This window comes from Streptomyces humidus (assembly GCF_014649655.1).
In the GTDB taxonomy this organism is placed as follows: domain Bacteria; phylum Actinomycetota; class Actinomycetes; order Streptomycetales; family Streptomycetaceae; genus Streptomyces; species Streptomyces humidus.
The window spans coordinates 61,614-77,976 of sequence record NZ_BMTL01000021.1 but is presented as its reverse complement, the minus strand read 5'-3'; the positions used below and the strand labels follow the sequence as shown (position 1 = coordinate 77,976).

Annotated in this window: 14 protein-coding genes and 1 pseudogene; 14 read left to right on the top strand and 1 reads right to left on the bottom strand. The window is 73.0% G+C overall.

Annotation, left to right across the window (positions count from 1 at the left end; translation table 11 throughout):
• Window positions 1-24 precede the first annotated feature (24 nt).
• From IE239_RS24120 to IE239_RS24105, 4 genes and pseudogenes are all read left to right on the top strand, one after another.
• The gene (locus IE239_RS24120) at window positions 25-3,234 is read left to right on the top strand and encodes a S41 family peptidase (RefSeq protein ID WP_190151469.1); all 3,210 of its coding nucleotides are present in this window, start codon (window positions 25-27) and stop codon (window positions 3,232-3,234) included.
• A gap of 144 nt (window positions 3,235-3,378) precedes the next feature.
• Window positions 3,379-3,732, top strand: a complete 354-nt coding sequence (locus IE239_RS24115; protein ID WP_190151468.1) for a histidine triad nucleotide-binding protein — start codon at window positions 3,379-3,381, stop codon at window positions 3,730-3,732.
• Window positions 3,733-3,738: 6 nt separating this feature from the next.
• Window positions 3,739-4,641, top strand: a pseudogene (locus IE239_RS24110) (ribonuclease Z); the annotation flags it as partial.
• 118 nt (window positions 4,642-4,759) lie between these two features.
• On the top strand, window positions 4,760-5,749 hold the full coding sequence (locus IE239_RS24105) for an adenosine deaminase (RefSeq protein WP_190151466.1): 990 nt from the start codon (window positions 4,760-4,762) through the stop codon (window positions 5,747-5,749).
• Window positions 5,750-5,786: 37 nt separating this feature from the next.
• Here IE239_RS24105 and IE239_RS24100 read toward each other — a convergent pair whose 3' ends face one another.
• Window positions 5,787-6,569: an IclR family transcriptional regulator gene (locus tag IE239_RS24100; protein WP_190151465.1), complete on the bottom strand. Its 783-nt coding sequence runs from the start codon at window positions 6,567-6,569 to the stop codon at window positions 5,787-5,789.
• 220 nt (window positions 6,570-6,789) lie between these two features.
• Here IE239_RS24100 and IE239_RS24095 point away from each other — a divergent pair, with 220 nt between their 5' ends.
• From IE239_RS24095 to IE239_RS24050, 10 genes are all read left to right on the top strand, one after another.
• Window positions 6,790-7,731, top strand: coding sequence for a 5-dehydro-4-deoxyglucarate dehydratase (locus tag IE239_RS24095; RefSeq protein ID WP_229878278.1), 942 nt, complete (start codon window positions 6,790-6,792; stop codon window positions 7,729-7,731).
• Window positions 7,728-9,023, top strand: a complete 1,296-nt coding sequence (locus IE239_RS24090; protein WP_190151464.1) for a glucarate dehydratase family protein — start codon at window positions 7,728-7,730, stop codon at window positions 9,021-9,023. Before IE239_RS24095 ends, IE239_RS24090 begins: the two co-directional genes overlap by 4 nt.
• Window positions 9,024-9,190: 167 nt before the next feature.
• Window positions 9,191-10,348, top strand: coding sequence for a carbohydrate kinase family protein (locus tag IE239_RS24085; protein WP_190151463.1), 1,158 nt, complete (start codon window positions 9,191-9,193; stop codon window positions 10,346-10,348).
• Between the two features lie 124 nt (window positions 10,349-10,472).
• Window positions 10,473-11,531, top strand: coding sequence for a PhoH family protein (locus IE239_RS24080; RefSeq protein WP_190151462.1), 1,059 nt, complete (start codon window positions 10,473-10,475; stop codon window positions 11,529-11,531).
• A gap of 13 nt (window positions 11,532-11,544) precedes the next feature.
• A complete protein-coding gene (gene ybeY, locus IE239_RS24075; RefSeq protein ID WP_190151461.1) occupies window positions 11,545-12,042 on the top strand; it encodes an rRNA maturation RNase YbeY in 498 nt (165 codons plus the stop codon).
• Window positions 12,039-13,346: a hemolysin family protein gene (locus IE239_RS24070; RefSeq protein ID WP_190151460.1), complete on the top strand. Its 1,308-nt coding sequence runs from the start codon at window positions 12,039-12,041 to the stop codon at window positions 13,344-13,346. Before ybeY ends, IE239_RS24070 begins: the two co-directional genes overlap by 4 nt.
• A complete protein-coding gene (locus IE239_RS24065; RefSeq protein ID WP_190151459.1) occupies window positions 13,343-13,702 on the top strand; it encodes an MmcQ/YjbR family DNA-binding protein in 360 nt (119 codons plus the stop codon). The genes IE239_RS24070 and IE239_RS24065 overlap by 4 nt, the downstream gene beginning before the upstream one ends.
• Window positions 13,703-13,775: 73 nt before the next feature.
• On the top strand, window positions 13,776-14,129 hold the full coding sequence (locus IE239_RS24060) for a cytidine deaminase (RefSeq protein WP_190151458.1): 354 nt from the start codon (window positions 13,776-13,778) through the stop codon (window positions 14,127-14,129).
• Window positions 14,130-14,355: 226 nt separating this feature from the next.
• Window positions 14,356-14,829: a hypothetical protein gene (locus IE239_RS24055; RefSeq protein WP_190151457.1), complete on the top strand. Its 474-nt coding sequence runs from the start codon at window positions 14,356-14,358 to the stop codon at window positions 14,827-14,829.
• Window positions 14,830-15,007: 178 nt separating this feature from the next.
• Complete coding sequence (locus IE239_RS24050) at window positions 15,008-16,348, top strand: beta-xylosidase (RefSeq protein ID WP_190151456.1); 1,341 nt, start codon at window positions 15,008-15,010, stop codon at window positions 16,346-16,348.
• Window positions 16,349-16,363 lie beyond the last annotated feature (15 nt).

The window sequence follows — 16,363 nt, the reverse complement described above, 5'->3', positions numbered from 1 at the left end:
CCCACCGGTGCCTACAGTGATGCGGTGACCCAGCCCGCGACGCCTGCCGCGTATCTCAGATTCCCGCACCTGCACGGCGAGTCGGTGGTCTTCGCCGCCGAGGACGACGTGTGGCTCGCGCCCCTCGACGGCGGCCGCGCCTGGCGGGTCAGCGCCGACAACACGCCGGTCTCCTGGCCGCGCATCTCGCCCGACGGCGCCACCGTCGCCTGGACCTCCACCCGCGACGGCGCCCCCGAGGTGCACATCGCCCCCGTCGACGGCGGTCCCTCGACCAGGCTGACGCACTGGGGAAGTGCGCAGACCCGGGTACGCGGCTGGACCCCGGACGGCCGGGTCCTCGCCGTCAGCAGCCACGACCAGGCCACCCTGCGCCGCACCTGGGCCCGCGCCGTCCCCGTCGACGGCGGACCGGCGACCACTCTGCCCTACGGGCCGGTCGGCGCCGTCGCCCACGGTCCGCACACCGTGCTGCTGTCCGCGCCGATGAGCCGCGAGGCCGCCCACTGGAAGCGCTACCGGGGCGGCACCGCGGGCAAGCTGTGGATCGACCGGGACGGCGAGGGGGAGTTCGTCCGGCTCCACGAGGACCTCGACGGCAACATCGAGTGCCCGGTGTGGGCGGGCGACCGGCTCGCGTTCCTCTCCGACCACGAGGGCACGGGGGCCCTGTACTCCTCCCTGGCCGACGGTTCCGACCTGCGGCGGCACACCCCGGCCGGCGACGGGGAGGGTTTCTACGCCCGCCAGGCCGCCGGCGACGGCACCCGCATCGTGTACATGTCCGCGGGCGTGCTGTGGCTGCTGGACGACCTCGACGGCGCCGAACCCCGCCCGCTCGACGTCCGCCTCGGCGGCCAGCGTGCCGACCGCCGGCCCCACCCGGTCGCCGCCTCCCGCTGGCTGGGCGGGGCGGCGCCCGACCACACCGCGCGCGGCAGCGTCGTGGAGGTGCGCGGGGCGGTCCACTGGGTCACCCACCGGGCCGGACCGGCCCGCGCGCTCGCCGCCGAACCCGGCGTCCGCGCCCGGCTGCCGCGCGCCTTCCGCACCGAGGGCGAGGAGTGGGCGGTCTGGGTGACGGACGCGGAGGGCGAGGACGCGCTGGAGTTCGCCCCCGCCACCGGGCAGACCCCGGGCGCCACGCCCCGCAGGCTCGCCGCCGGACGGCTCGGCCGGGTCCTGGAGCTCGCCATGGCGCCCGACGGCAGCCGGGCCGCCGTCGCCGCGCACGACGGGCGGCTGCTGCTCGTCGAGCGGGAGACCGGCGAGGTCCGGGAGGTCGACGCCAGCCCCGACGGCGAGGTGTCCGGCCTGGTCTTCTCGCCCGACTCGGCCTGGCTGGCCTGGTCGCACCCCGGCCCGCGCCCGCTCAGCCAGCTCAAGCTCGCCAACGTCACCGACCTGTCCGTCACCGAGGCCACCCCGCTGCGGTTCCGGGACTACGCGCCCGCCTTCACCCTCGACGGCCGACACCTCGCGTTCCTCTCCACCCGCGCCTTCGACCCGGTCTACGACCAGCACGCCTTCGACCTCTCCTTCGTCGCAGGCGCCCGCCCGCACCTGATCACCCTCGCGGCGACGACCCCGTCCCCCTTCGGCCCGCAGCGGCACGGCAGACCGTTCGAGACGCCCGACAAGGAGGAGACCCCCGACAGCGAGGGCGCCCCGGCCACCCGGATCGACCTTGAAGGCCTCGCGGACCGGATAGTCCCCTTCCCGGTCGAGGCCGGCCGCTACTCGGGGCTCGCCGCGGCCAAGGACGGGGTCCTGTGGCTGCGGCACCCGGTCCGCGGTGTCCTCGGCGCCTCCCGGGCCACCCCGGACGATCCCGACCCGCACACCGAGCTGGAGCGCTACGACCTGGCCCAGCAGCGCATCGAGCACCTCGCCGCCGACGCCGACGGCTTCGAGGTCAGCGGCGACGGCAAGCGGCTGCTGCTGTGGACCGACGGCAAGCTCAAGGTCGTCCCCAGCGACCGGCGCGCCTCCGGGGACGAGGACAGCGACAGCAACGTCACCGTCGACCTCGGCCGGATCCGCCGCGTCGTCGACCCCACCGCCGAGTGGCGGCAGATGTACGACGAGAACGGCCGGATCATGCGGGACAACTTCTGGCGGCCGGACCTCGGCGGCGTCGACTGGGACGGCGTCCTGGACCGCTACCGGCCCGTGCTGGAGCGGGTCGCGACCCACGACGACCTCGTCGACCTGCTCTGGGAGGTGCACGGCGAGCTCGGCACCTCGCACGCCTACGTCATGCCGTACGGCGGCCACGGCCGCGGCGCCCGGCAGGGGCTGCTGGGCGCGGACGTCTCCCGGCACGAGGACGGCAGCTGGCGCATCGACCGCGTCCTGCCGTCGGAGACCTCCGACCCCGACGCCCGCTCCCCGCTCGCCGCGCCCGGCGTCGCGGTGCGGGCCGGCGACGCGATCCTCGCCGTCGGCGGACAGCCGGTCGACCCGGTCACCGGGCCGGGGCCGCTGCTCGTCGGCGCCGCGGGCAGGGTCGTGGAGCTGACGATCTCGCCGTCCGGCGGCGGCGAGCCCCGGCACGTCGTCGTCGTGCCCGTCGCGGACGAGGAGGCGCTGCGCTACCACGCGTGGGTCTCGGACCGGCGGGCGTATGTGCACGAGGCCTCCGGCGGGCGGCTGGGATATCTGCACGTGCCCGACATGCAGGCGCCGGGATGGGCCCAGATCCACCGGGACCTGCGGGTCGAGGTGGCCCGCGAGGGGCTGATCGTGGACGTCCGGGAGAACCGGGGCGGGCACACCTCCCAGCTCGTCGTGGAGAAGCTGGCCCGCCGGATCGTCGGCTGGGACGTGCCGCGCGGCCTGCGGCCCTCCAGCTATCCGGAGGACGCGCCCCGGGGGCCCGTCGTCGCCGTCGCCAACGAGTTCTCCGGGTCCGACGGGGACATCGTCAACGCGGCGATCAAGGCGCTCGGGATCGGGCCGGTGGTGGGCACCCGCACCTGGGGCGGGACGGTCGGCATCGACAGCCGCTACCGCCTGGTCGACGGGACGCTCGTCACGCAGCCCAAGTACGCGATCTGGCTGGAGGGCCACGGGTGGGGCGTGGAGAACCACGGCGTCGATCCGGACGTCGAGGTGGTCTGCGCTCCCCAGGACCACGCGGCCGGCCGCGACGTCCAGCTGGACGAGGCGGTGTCCCTGGCCCTGGCCGCCCTCGAGTCGACGCCGGCCAAGACGCCCCCTTCGCTGCCCTGACGCCCTGACGCCCTGACGCCCTGACGCCCTGACGCCCTGACCGCCCCGCCGCCCGGCCCGGTGGGCGCGGGAACGGGCAGGCCCGGGGCAGCGGCCCCCGGATACGATGCCCCCGTACTGATCAACTGTCTGAGGAGGACCCGCATGGCAGGGGAACCGCAGGACGACTGCCTGTTCTGCAAGATCGTATCGGGAGCGATCCCCGCGACGATCGTGCGGGAGACCGAGACGACCGTCGCCTTCCGGGACATCAACCCGCAGGCGCCCACCCACGTCCTGGTGATCCCGAAGGCGCACTACCGGGACGCCGCCGCCCTGGCCGCCGGCGCGCCGGAGCTCGCCGCCGACGTCCTGCGCGAGACGCAGGCGGTCGCGGACGAGGACAAGCTGGAGAGCTACCGCGTCGTCTTCAACACCGGCGCGGGCGCCGGCCAGACCGTCTGGCACGCCCACGCGCACGTCTTCGGCGGCCGCGGCCTGCACTGGCCCCCCGGATAGGCCGTCGTGTCCGTACGCGAACTCGTGGTGCTCGGCACCGCCAGCCAGGTCCCCACCCGGCACCGCAACCACAACGGCTACTTCCTGCGCTGGGACGGCGAGGGCGTCCTCTTCGACCCGGGCGAGGGCACCCAGCGCCAGATGGCCCGCGCCGGGGTCGCCGCGCACGACGTCCACCGGATCTGCGTCACCCACTTCCACGGGGACCACTCCCTCGGCCTCGCCGGCGTCATCCAGCGGATCAACCTCGACCAGGTCCCGCATCCGGTCACCGCGCACTACCCGCGCTCCGGACAGCGCTTCTTCGACCGGCTGCGCTACTCCACCGCCTACCGCGAGACCGTCGGCATCACCGAGGCCCCCGTCGACGCGGACGGAGTCCTCGCCACCGCGTCCTCCTACCGGCTCGAAGCCGCCCTGCTCTCGCACCCCGTCGAGTCCTACGGCTACCGGCTCGTCGAGCCCGACGGCCGCCGCATGCTGCCCGAACTGCTGGCCGCGCACGGCGTGAAGGGGCCGGACGTGGGCCGGATCCAGCGGGAGGGCTCCCTCGGCGGGGTGTCGCTCGACGACGTCAGCGAGGTGCGCCGCGGACAGCGGTTCGCGTTCGTGATGGACACCCGGCTGTGCGAGGGGGTGCACGCGCTCGCTGAGGACGCCGACCTGCTCGTCATCGAGTCGACCTTCCTCGACGAGGACGAGCGGCTCGCCGTCGACCACGGGCATCTGACCGCGGGTCAGGCGGCGCGCGTGGCACGGGACGCGGGGGTGCGGCACCTGGTGCTCACCCACTTCAGCCAGCGTTACCCGGACCCGGAGGAGTTCGAGCGGCAGGCGCGGGCCGCCGGGTTCGAGGGCGAGCTGACGGTGGCCCACGACCTCCAGCGAGTGCCGGTCCCGAGTCGCCGGCACTGCGCCGCTCCGGGGGACGGCCTCCGGATCCCCGGCGCACAAGCAGGTCGGCAGGGGTGACCGGCGCGGACGTCGCAAAGCGGAATCCGAGCGGGAACGCCCGTACGATGCTTTGATGCCCCTCCCCAAAGCTGAACTGCACCTGCACATCGAAGGCACCCTGGAGCCCGAGCTGGCTTTCGAGCTCGCCGCCCGCAACGGGGTCGAACTGCCGTACACCGACACCGAAGCGCTCCGTGAGGCGTACCGGTTCGAGGATCTCCAGTCCTTCCTGAACCTGTACTACGAGCTGATGGCGGTCCTGCGCACCGAGCGGGACTTCGCGGACCTCGCCGACGCCTACCTCGCCCGGGCGGCCGCCCAGGGCGTGCGCCACGCGGAGATCTTCTTCGACCCGCAGGCGCACCTCGCGCGGGGCGTCGGCATGGGCACGGTCGTGGACGGCCTGTGGCGGGCGCTGGGCAGGAGCGAGGAGGTCCACGGCGTCTCCACCCGGCTGATCCTCTGCTTCCTGCGCGACGAGTCCGCCGAGTCGGCCCTGGAGACGCTGGACGCGGCGAAGCCCTACCTCGACCGGATCACCGGCGTCGGGCTGGACTCCGCCGAGGTCGGGCATCCGCCGGCGAAGTTCCGCGAGGTGTACGAGGCCGCCGCCGCGCTCGGCCTGCGGCGCGTCGCGCACGCCGGTGAGGAGGGGCCGCCGGAGTACATCACCGAGGCGCTGGACGTCCTCGGCGTCGAGCGCGTCGACCACGGCCTGCGGTGCATGGAGGACCCGGCGCTGGTGGAGCGGCTGGCGCGGGAGCGGATCCCGCTGACCCTGTGCCCGCTGTCCAACGTCCGGCTGCGCACCGTCGACGTCCTCGCCGAGCACCCGCTGCCGGCCATGCTCGACGCGGGACTCCTCTGCACCGTCAACTCCGACGACCCCGCCTACTTCGGCGGTTACGCCGGCGACAACTTCGACGCCGTGCGCACGAGCCTCGGGCTGAGCGAGGAGCGGCTGCGCGAGCTGGCCCGCAACTCTTTCGTCGCCTCCTTCCTGGAGGACGACGAGGAGCGCCGGGCCCGGTGTCTCGCCGAGGTGGACGCCTACACCTTCTGACGGCTTGCGGGTCGCCGGGCCCGGTGGTCGGTGCGCGCTACCGCCAGTCGGCGCCGCCGCCGGAACCGGGCGCCGCCGCCTCGATCTCGGCCCTGATCTCCCGCATCACCGCGACGATCCGCTCCTCGTGCTCCGGCGTCAGCCGGGCCACCGGCACCGAGCAGCTGATCGCGTCCTGGGCGGGGACGTCGTAGCGCAGGGCGAAGCCGAAGCCCACGATGCCGAGGACGCTCTCCTCGCGGTCCACGGAGTAGCCGCGCGCCCGCACCTCGGCGAGGTCGGCCAGCAGCGCCTCGCGGCTGGTGCGGGAGTTCGGGGTGAGCGCCTCGTAGGGGCCGTCGGGCAGCTCGCCGTCCGGCCGCCCCGCGAGCAGCGCCTTGCCGAGTGCGCCGGCGTGCGCGGGCAGCCGCCGTCCGACCCGGCTGATCGTGCGCAGGTATTCGTGGGACTCGCGCGTCGCCAGATACGCCACGCTCAGGCCGTCCAGCCGCCCCAGGTGGATCGTCTCGCCCAGCGCGTCCGACGCCTCGTCGAGAAAGGGCCGCACCAGGCGGACGCGCGGGTCGGAGTCGAGGTAGCCGGTGCCGGTCAGCAGGGCGTGGATGCCGATGCCGTAGAGGGAGCCGGTGACGTCCGTGCGGACCCAGCCCCGGCCGATCAGCGTCTGCAGCAGCGCGTACATCGAACTGCGCGGCACCCCCAGCTCGTCGGCCAGCTCCTGGAGCCGGGCCGGCCGGTCCGCGCGCGCCGCGAGCAGTTCCAGCAGCTCGACCGTGCGTGCCGCGGACTTCACCTCTCGGACGCCCCCTGTCTCCGACATGAGCCGATCGTAAGGGCCGGGGCCGCTCCATTGACGGGCGGCGTTCGCGTATCTAACCTCCATCTTCATACATGGATGACGTCTACATAGGGAGATGGACCGGGTGGGCCTCGACAGAGACGCGACGCACGGCACGGCTCGGGACGCCACAGGGGACGCCGCCACCGGGGACTCCACCGGGGGTGCGGTGGGGGACACCGTCCGGCGGCTGCGGGACGGCATGGGGCGCGGGGTGCTGTCCTTCCCGCTCACCAGCTTCCACGACGACGGCTCCCTCGACCCCGACGGCTTCCGCGCCCATGTCGCGGCCCAGATCGCCACCGCCCCCGGCGCCCTCTTCCCCGCCTGCGGCACCGGCGAGTTCTTCTCCCTCGACGAGGACGAGTACCGGCAGACCGTGACGATCGCCGTCGAGGAGGCCGCCGGCCGCCTGCCCGTCGTCGCCGGCGTCGGCTACGGCTGGGCCCAGGCCGCCCGCTTCGCCCGCATCGCCGAGCAGGCCGGCGCCGACGCCCTCCTCGTCCTGCCGCACTACCTCGTCGCCGCCCCGCAGGACGGCCTCGTCGCCCAGCTCGAGCAGATCGCCGCCCGCACCCGGCTGCCCCTCATCGCCTACCAGCGCGGTCAAGTCGCCTTCTCCGCGGCGTCCTTGAGACACATCGTCCGCATCCCGAACGTCATCGGCCTCAAGGACGGCCACAGCGACCTCGACCGACTCCAGCGGCTCACCCTCGCCGCCCCGGAGGACTTCCTGTTCTTCAACGGCGCCGCCACCGCCGAGATCCAGGCCCGCGCCTACGCCACCGTCGGCGTCCCCGCCTACTCCTCCGCCGTCCACGCCTTCGCCCCCGAGATCGCGAACGCCTTCTTCGCCGCCCTGCACGACGGCGACGGCACGGACGGCCGGGACGGCGGGGGCCGCAGGGGCGACGAAGGCGACAAGACGGTGCAACGGCTGCTGCGCGACTTCTACGTCCCCTTCGTCGAGCTCCGCGACCGCGTGCCCGGCTACGCCGTGTCCCTGGTGAAGGCGGCGGCCCGCCTGCGCGGCCGCCCCGTCGGACCGGTCCGCGCCCCGCTCACCGAGCCCTCGCCCGCCGACCTGGCCGACCTCGCGACCCTTTTGACCACCGGCCTCGACCTCGTAGGAGCCGCCCTGTGAGCCCCGACCTCACGATCACGGACGTCCGCCTGACCCCGATCCTGGTCGCCGACCCGCCCCTGCTCAACACCCAGGGCGTCCACCAGCCGTACACGCCCCGGCTGATCGTGGAGATCCGGACCGCAGACGGGATCACGGGCGTCGGCGAGACCTACGGCGACACCAAGTACCTGGAACTGGCCCGCCCCTTCGCGGCCCGGCTGACCGGCCGTCGGGTCAGTGACCTGAACGCCCTGTTCACGATCGCCGACGAGGTGTCCGTCGACGACTCCCGCACCTCCTCCCAGGTGGACGTCGGCGGGCTGCGGGGCGTCCAGACCGCAGACAAGCTGCGCCTGTCGGTCGTCTCCGCCTTCGAGGTCGCCTGCCTCGACGCCCTCGGCAAGGCGCTCGGCCTGCCCGTGCACGCGCTGCTCGGCGGCAAGGTGCGCGACGCCGTCGAGTACAGCGCCTACCTCTTCTACCGGTGGGCCGACCACCCCGAGGGCGTCCGCGCCGAGAAGGACGACTGGGGCGCCGCCCTCGACCCGGCCTCGGTCGTCGAGCAGGCCAGGCGCTTCAAGGAGCGCCACGGCTTCACCTCCTTCAAGCTCAAGGGCGGCGTCTTCCCGCCCGACGAGGAGATCGCCGCCGTCCGGGCCCTCGCCGAGGCCTTCCCCGGACACCCCCTGCGGCTCGACCCCAACGGCGCCTGGTCCGTGGACACCTCGCTGCGGGTCGCCCAGGAGATCGGCGGGCTCCTCGAGTACCTGGAGGACCCCGCCCTCGGCACCCCGGCCATGGCCGAGGTCGCCGCGCGGACCGACGTGCCGCTCGCCACCAACATGTGCGTGACCACGTTCGCCGAGATCAAGGAGGCCTTCGCCCGCGACGCCGTCCAGGTCGTCCTCTCGGACCACCACTACTGGGGCGGACTGCGCAACACCCGCGAACTGGCCGCCGTCTGCCGCACGTTCGGCGTCGGAGTCTCCATGCACTCCAACACCCACCTGGGGATCTCCCTGGCTGCGATGACCCACGTCGCCTCCACCGTCCCCGACCTCCACCACGCCTGCGACTCCCACTACCCCTGGCAGTCCGAGGACGTCCTCACCGAACGGCTCGTCTTCCGCGACGGCAAGGTCGCCGTCTCCGACGCGCCCGGCCTGGGCGTCGAACTCGACCGGGACAGGCTGGACTTCCTGCACCGGCGCTGGCAGGACGACGACGGAGCGTTGCGCGAGCGCGACGACGCGGCCGCCATGCGCGTCGCCGAACCCGGGTGGGTCACGCCGTCCGTCCCCCGCTGGTGACCCGCCGCCGCCCTTCCCGGCCGTGACCCCCTGACGCCGGGCGCGCCGTGACGTCGTGCGCCGTGGACGCCGGGCCCGAAGCCGCGGCGCCCCCGGCGTGACGCACCGCCCGTCGTCGGCGGCGTGGTGCACACTGGCCAGATCGGCACCACGTCAGGGAGCACACCGTGACCGCGTCATACGCGTCCGTCGGAGAGGGACACCGCCGCCGCACCGGCCAGAACCGCGAGGCCGCCCGGGTCGACCCCCTGGCCGCCCGGCGCGCCACCGACGATCCGCCCTGGGACGTCTACCTCACCGGGGACGTCTTCCTCGACATCGTCTTCACCGGGCTCGACTCCGCCCCGGTGCGCGGCACCGAGTCCTGGGCGCGCGGCATGGGATCGAGCCCCGGCGGCGTCGCCAACATGGCCACCGCGCTCGCCCGCCTCGGCCTGCGCACCTCCCTCGCCGCCGCCTTCGGCGACGACCACTACGGCGAGTACTGCTGGGACGCCCTCGAACACGGTGAGGGCATCGACCTCAGCGCCTCGCGCACGGTCCCCGGCTGGCACTCCCCGGTCACCGTCTCCATGGCGTACGAGGGGGAGCGCACCATGGTCTCGCACGGCCACGAACCGCCCCCCGAGGAACCGGCCCCCGAGTGCCCGCCGCACGCCCGCGCCGCCGTCGCCTCGCTCACCCCCGGCAAGCGCGCCCCCTGGATCGCCCAGGCCGCGAGCCGGGGCACCCGCGTCTTCGCCGACGTCGGCTGGGACGACACCGGCGCCTGGGACCTGGCCGGCCTCGCCGATCTGGAGCACTGCGAGGCCTTCCTGCCGAACGCGGAGGAGGCCATGCGCTACACCGGCGCCGCCTGCCCCCGCGCCGCCGCCCGCGCCCTCACCGCGTACGTGCCGCTCGCGGTCGTCACCCTCGGCGCGGAGGGCGCGTACGCGGTCGACCAGCGCACCGGCGAGTCCGCGGAGGTCCCGGCGATCGCGGTCGAGGCCCTCGATCCCACCGGCGCCGGGGACGTCTTCGTGGCCGGCTTCGTCACCGGCACCCTGGCGGACTGGCCGCTGGCCGACCGGCTCGCCTTCGCCGGCCTGACCGCCGCCCTCTCCGTGCAGGAGTTCGGCGGCTCGCTCTCCGCCCCCGGCTGGTCCGAGATCGCCGCATGGTGGCGCTGGGTCCAGTCGGTGCAGGGCCAGGACCCCGAGGCGCTGCGGCGGTACGCGTTCCTGGAGCGCCTGCTGCCGGCACTGCTCCCGGAGGCGGAGGACGCGGCCCCGTGGCCGCTGCGCAGAGCCGTTCCGACGATCGGTTTCGGCCGTTCGGCATAGTTGTCTGCGCATGACAAAACCACTACGGCGTTGTCGGCGCCCTGGCGTACCCTTGGAACCGCCAGGCCGCCCTCGTGGCAGGCGAGACGCATCCGGGAGGACGTAGAGGCCCTCGGGCCGGTCTATGACTGAGACACCTACAGCTCAGACGCCCGCGCAGGGCAAGGCGAGAGCACGGTTCACCGTTCCCGCCCAGCACCCCATGGTGACCGTGCTGGGATCCGGCGACTCCCTTCTGCGCGTGATCGAGACGGCCTTCCCGGCGGCCGACATCCACGTCCGGGGCAATGAGATCAGCGCGACGGGCGAGGCGCGGGAAGTCGCCCTCGTCCAGCGGCTGTTCGACGAGATGATGCTGGTGCTCCGCACCGGGCAGCCGATGACGGAGGACGCAGTGGAACGCTCGATCGCCATGCTGCGGGCGAGTGAGAACGGGACGAGTGACGGCCAGGAGACCCCTGCCGAGGTTCTGACGCAGAACATCCTGTCCTCGCGCGGCCGCACCATCAGACCCAAGACCCTCAACCAGAAGCGGTACGTCGACGCGATCGACAAGCACACGATCGTCTTCGGCATCGGCCCCGCGGGCACCGGCAAGACCTACCTGGCCATGGCCAAGGCGGTCCAGGCCCTGCAGTCCAAGCAGGTCAACCGCATCATCCTGACCCGTCCGGCGGTCGAGGCCGGAGAGCGCCTCGGCTTCCTGCCCGGCACCCTCTACGAGAAGATCGACCCCTACCTGCGCCCGCTGTACGACGCCCTGCACGACATGCTGGACCCGGACTCGATCCCCAAGCTGATGGCGGCGGGGACGATCGAGGTGGCCCCGCTGGCGTACATGAGGGGCCGTAGCCTCAACGATGCCTTCATCATCCTGGACGAGGCCCAGAACACGAGCCCCGAGCAGATGAAGATGTTCCTCACCCGGCTCGGCTTCGACTCGAAGATCGTGATCACGGGTGACGTGACGCAGGTCGACCTGCCGGGCGGCACCAAGTCGGGTCTGCGGCAGGTTCAGGACATCCTCGAAGGCCTCGACGACGTGTACTTCTCCCGTCTGTCGTCCCAGGACGTCGTCCGGCACAAGCTGGTCGGCCGTATCGTCGACGCGTACGAGAAGTACGACAGCGATAACGGTACGGAGAACGGCACCCACAAGGGCGGCCGCAACAAGCGGAAGTAGACAAGCCAGCACCATGTCGATCGACGTCAACAACGAGTCCGGAACCGAGGTCGACGAGCAGGCGATCCTCGACATCGCCCGCTACGCGCTCGCACGGATGCGCATCCACCCGCTCTCCGAGCTCTCGGTGATCGTCGTGGACGCCGACGCCATGGAGCAGCTGCACGTCCAGTGGATGGACCTGCCCGGCCCGACGGACGTCATGTCCTTCCCGATGGACGAGCTGCGGCCCCCGTCCAAGGACGACGACGAGCCGCCGCAGGGCCTCCTCGGCGACATCGTGCTGTGTCCCGAGGTCGCCGAGCGGCAGGGCAAGGAAGCGCCCACGGAGCACTCCATGGACGAGGAGCTCCAGCTGCTCACCGTCCACGGGGTGCTGCACCTGCTCGGATACGACCACGAGGAGCCCGACGAGAAGGCCGAGATGTTCGGTCTGCAGGCCGCCATCGTGGACGGCTGGCGTGCGGAGAAGGGCCTGACCGGGCCCTCCCCGGCCCCGACCGTCTCATGAGTCCCGCCCTCGTCGCCGGAGCGGTCGCCCTGGTCGTCGTCGCCTGGCTCGCCGCCTGCGCGGAGGCGGGCCTCGCGCGCGTCTCCAGCTTCCGCGCCGAGGAGGCCGTGCGCTCCGGTCGGCGGGGCAGCGCCAAGCTCGCGCAGATCGCCGCCGACCCGACCCGCTACCTCAACGTGGCACTGCTGGTCCGGGTGGCGTGCGAGATGGCGGCCGCGGCGCTGGTCACCTACGCGTGCCTCCGGCAGATCCACGGCACGGCCCCGGCGCTGCTCGCGGCGATCGGCGTGATGGTCCTCGTCTCGTACGTCGCGGTCGGCGTGTCCCCGCGGACCATCGGCCGCCAGCACCCGCTGAACACCGCGACGGCGGCCGCCTACGTGCTGCTGCCGCTGGCCCGGATCATGGGCCCGATCCCGTCGCTGCTGATCCTCATCGGCAACGCGCTGACCCCCGGCAAGGGCTTCCGGCGCGGCCCCTTCGCCTCCGAGGCGGAACTGCGGGCCCTGGTCGACCTCGCCGAGAAGGAGTCGCTGATCGAGGACGACGAGCGCCGCATGGTGCACTCGGTCTTCGAGCTGGGCGACACCCTCGTACGGGAGGTCATGGTCCCGCGGACCGACCTCGTCGTCATCGAGCGCTACAAGACCATCCGCCAGGCCCTCACCCTCGCCCTGCGCTCCGGGTTCTCCCGCATACCCGTGACCGGCGAGAACGAGGACGACATCGTCGGCATCGTGTATCTGAAGGACCTGGTCCGCAAGACGCACATCAGCCGCGACGCGGAGGGCGAGCTGGTGTCGACGGCCATGCGGCCCGCCGCGTTCGTCCCCGACACGAAGAACGCCGGCGACCTGCTGCGGGAGATGCAGCAGGACCGCAACCACGTCGCGGTCGTCATCGACGAGTACGGCGGAACGGCCGGCATCGTCACCATCGAGGACATCCTGGAGGAGATCGTCGGTGAGATCACCGACGAGTACGACCGCGAGCTGCCGCCCGTGGAGGAGCTCGGCGACGACCGCTACCGGGTGACCGCCCGTCTCGACATCACCGACCTGGGCGAGCTGTACGGCCTGGAGGAGTACGACGACGAGGACGTGGAGACCGTCGGCGGGCTGCTCGCCAAGGCCCTGGGCCGGGTGCCCATCGCCGGGGCCTCCTCCGAGGTCGAGCTGCCCGACGGACGCAAGCTGCGGCTGACGGCGGAGGCCGCGGCCGGCCGCCGCAACAAGATCGTGACGGTGCTGGTGGAGCCGGTGCACCCGGCGGGTCCGGCGGGGGAGGAGACGAGTCCCGAGTGAGGCCCGAGCAGCTGCGCGCCTTCTGCCTGTCGTTCAACGCGGTGACCGAGGAGTTCCCCTTCCGGCCGGAGATCTCGGTGTTCAAGGTTCTGGGCAAGATGTTCGCGCTCAGCTGGACCGGCGAGCGGCCCCTGAAGGTCAACCTCAAGTGCGACCCCGAGGACGCGGTCCGGCTGCGCGCGGACCATCCGGGCCTGATCGACCCCGGTTACCACATGAACAAACGTCACTGGAACACCGTCACGGTCGACGGCGGCCTCCCGGACCGGCTGGTCAGGGAGCTGATCGAGGACTCCTACGACCTGGTGGTGGCGGGTCTGCCGCGCGCCGAGCGGCTGCGCCTCGACCGGCCGTGACGCCGCGCCGCCCGGCAGGGGGCGACCCACCCCTCGTCCGGGCGGGCGGGCCGGTTCTTCGTATGCTCGGGGCATGACCGACAGCAACGCGCTCGACCCCGAGGACCGCAAGATCGTCACCCTGGCCCGTTCCGCGCGGGCCCGCAACGGTGTGCCGGAGGGCGCCGCCGTGCGGGACGACACGGGACGCACCTACGTCGCCGCGACGGTGGAGCTGCCGTCGCTGCGGCTGAGCGCGTTGCGGACGGCGGTGGCGATGGCGGTGGCGTCCGGCGCGCGGTCGCTGGAGGCGGCGGCGGTGGTGACGTCGTCGGAGAGCGCCGCCGAGGACGATCTCGCCGCCGTGCGCGATCTCGGCGGGCCGGGGACGCCGGTGCTGCTGGCTTCGCCCGACGGGACGGTCCGGCTGACGCTCTCCGCGGGCTGACGCTTCCCGCGGGCTGCCGCTCTCCGGGGGCTGAGGCTCTCCTCCGGGCGAGTGCCGTAAGTAGGCCGGAATTCGGCCTTGCCGTGCGCCGGTCCGTCCCGCATCAATGAGACCGTAAGTTCCGACGGACCGTCAGATCCACCCCCCACCGGCACCGGTGTCCGCACCCACCCGTCCCGTTTTCGGCCGTCCGTCTCCCCACATCCGGGAAGGAGCCGGAAACATCATGAGAGGCAAACGAATCGGTTCAGGTGCGGCACTGCTGGCCGGGGCCCTCGCGGTCACCGGGCTGGCGTTCGCGCCCTCTGCCGCCGCCGTCACGCCGACGACGGCGACCACGACCGCGAACTGCGGTCTGTTCGGCGGTGGCGCCGCCACCCTCACGGCCACCCAGAGCGGCACCGCGGCCACCCTCACTCTCTCGTCCACCGCGATCACCGCGCCGATCCCGATCGGCGCGAACAGCATCACCTCGACGCTCACCATGGCGAACTCGACCGGCGCCGCCAGAGTCTTCAGCGGCACCGTGAACCCCGCCATGCCCACCGGCGCCCCGATCGTGGTCGGGCCGCTCAACGGCACCGTGGCCGCAGGCGACAGCCTCGACTTCTACAAGGGCTCCCTGAAGATGGTCGTCTTCGGGATCACCGTCACCTGTACGGCCTCCGGGCCCCAGTTGCCAGGACCGTTCGTGTTCTGACCGACAGCTCCCGGGAACATCACCGAAGGGCCGTCAGCTTCCTCGTATCAAAAGGAAGCTGACGGTCCATCAGTTCAATCGGCCGTCTCCATTGACTTCTCGTGCGATCGGCATCTCAATGCCCCCTGTCGGCGCAGAAGAGCCGCTGCGCCCGCACTCCCCGGAGGAGGGGGCAACCATGGCTTCACCCCTGAGGTCCCGAAGTTCCCGAGGTTCCCGAAGACGGCGCTGGGCATCGCTGCTCGGGGTCACCGTGCTCGCGCTCACCACGGGCGGCGCGCTGGCGTGCCCGGCCGGAGCCGCGACCGACGTCAGCTTCCCCACGCACTGCATCCCGCCGGCGATCGCGGGCCTCCCGCCGATCGACGGCACCACCACCGCGAAGGTCACCGCGGACAACACCAGCCCCAAGGTCGGCGACACCGTCACCGTCACCTACACGGTGGTCACGCCCGCCGCCAACAACCCCACCGACCTGGCCCTGCCGGCCGACATCATGACGCCGACGGGCAAGGTCGCCCTCGGCGGCGCGCAGACCGGCAGCGTCACCGTCACCGGACCGAAGAAGAACGACCCGGTGCCCGGCAAGGGCGTCTTCCCGTCGTTCTCCATGACCGGCACCTTCACGGTCACCGCGCCCGGCGCGATCACCCTCTCGCCCGGCGACTACAACATCCACACCAGCTACATCCTGGAGCTGGACACGCCCTGCACGGTGACCGACCCGCCGGCCCCGGTGTCGGAGACGGTCACGGCGGCCGACAACCCGCCCGCCAACACCCGTGCCATCTCACTGGGTTCGGCCTCCGGCAGTCCGGGCGCGGCCGTCGCCGTCAGCGGCAGCGGCTTCACCGCGGGCGCGCCGGTGACGCTCGCAGGGCGCTCCGCGTCCGCCCAGACCGCGGACACGGCGACCGTGACCGCGGACGCCCAGGGCAGGATCTCCGGCTCGCTCGTCGTCAACGACCTCACCACGACCGGTGTGGTGGCGTACGAGGGCGGCGCCTGGAGCCCGGACCTCGGCGCCGGGCCGGTCGCGTACGTCGTGATCGACGACCATCCCGTGCCGGCGGGCAGCCAGAGGGTGACCACCACCGTCCGGGCGGGCACGCTGTCGATGTCCCAGGCCGGGGACGCCGTCCAGCTGTCCGCGGTCCAGTTCGGCCAGGGCGGGGCCTCGACCGGCGCCCTGCAGACCGTCACCGTCAAGGACTTCCGCGGCGGGCCCGCGGGCTGGTCCCTGACCGGCAAGGTCACCGACTTCAGCGGTCCCGGCGCCAAGATCGACGCCGGCAGGCTGAGCTGGACGCCCGCGTGCACGACCAAGCCCGGCAGCCCGAGCACCTGTCAGGCCGGTTCGGCGGGCACCGTCGGCGCCTCGGGGGCGACCCTGGCGTCCACGCCCGACGGCACGGCCACCGGCGGCGAGTTCACCGCCGACGCGCAACTGTCCCTCGACGTACCGGCGTTCACGCCTGCAGGCAGCTACGCCGGCGTCCTGACCCTCACGCTCACCTGAGCGTACGCATCACGT

Excerpts from the sequence above, each read along its gene's own strand:
- IE239_RS24115 (WP_190151468.1), top strand. The coding sequence starts at position 3,379 with ATGGCAGGGGAACCGCAGGACGACTGCCTGTTCTGCAAGATCGTATCG.
- IE239_RS24105 (WP_190151466.1), top strand. The coding sequence starts at position 4,760 with ATGCCCCTCCCCAAAGCTGAACTGCACCTGCACATCGAAGGCACCCTG.
- IE239_RS24100 (WP_190151465.1), bottom strand. The coding sequence starts at position 6,569 with ATGTCGGAGACAGGGGGCGTCCGAGAGGTGAAGTCCGCGGCACGCACG.
- IE239_RS24095 (WP_229878278.1), top strand. The coding sequence starts at position 6,790 with ATGGGGCGCGGGGTGCTGTCCTTCCCGCTCACCAGCTTCCACGACGAC.
- IE239_RS24080 (WP_190151462.1), top strand. The coding sequence starts at position 10,473 with ATGACTGAGACACCTACAGCTCAGACGCCCGCGCAGGGCAAGGCGAGA.
- ybeY (WP_190151461.1), top strand. The coding sequence starts at position 11,545 with ATGTCGATCGACGTCAACAACGAGTCCGGAACCGAGGTCGACGAGCAG.
- IE239_RS24070 (WP_190151460.1), top strand. The coding sequence starts at position 12,039 with ATGAGTCCCGCCCTCGTCGCCGGAGCGGTCGCCCTGGTCGTCGTCGCC.
- IE239_RS24060 (WP_190151458.1), top strand. The coding sequence starts at position 13,776 with ATGACCGACAGCAACGCGCTCGACCCCGAGGACCGCAAGATCGTCACC.
- IE239_RS24055 (WP_190151457.1), top strand. The coding sequence starts at position 14,356 with ATGAGAGGCAAACGAATCGGTTCAGGTGCGGCACTGCTGGCCGGGGCC.
- IE239_RS24050 (WP_190151456.1), top strand. The coding sequence starts at position 15,008 with ATGGCTTCACCCCTGAGGTCCCGAAGTTCCCGAGGTTCCCGAAGACGG.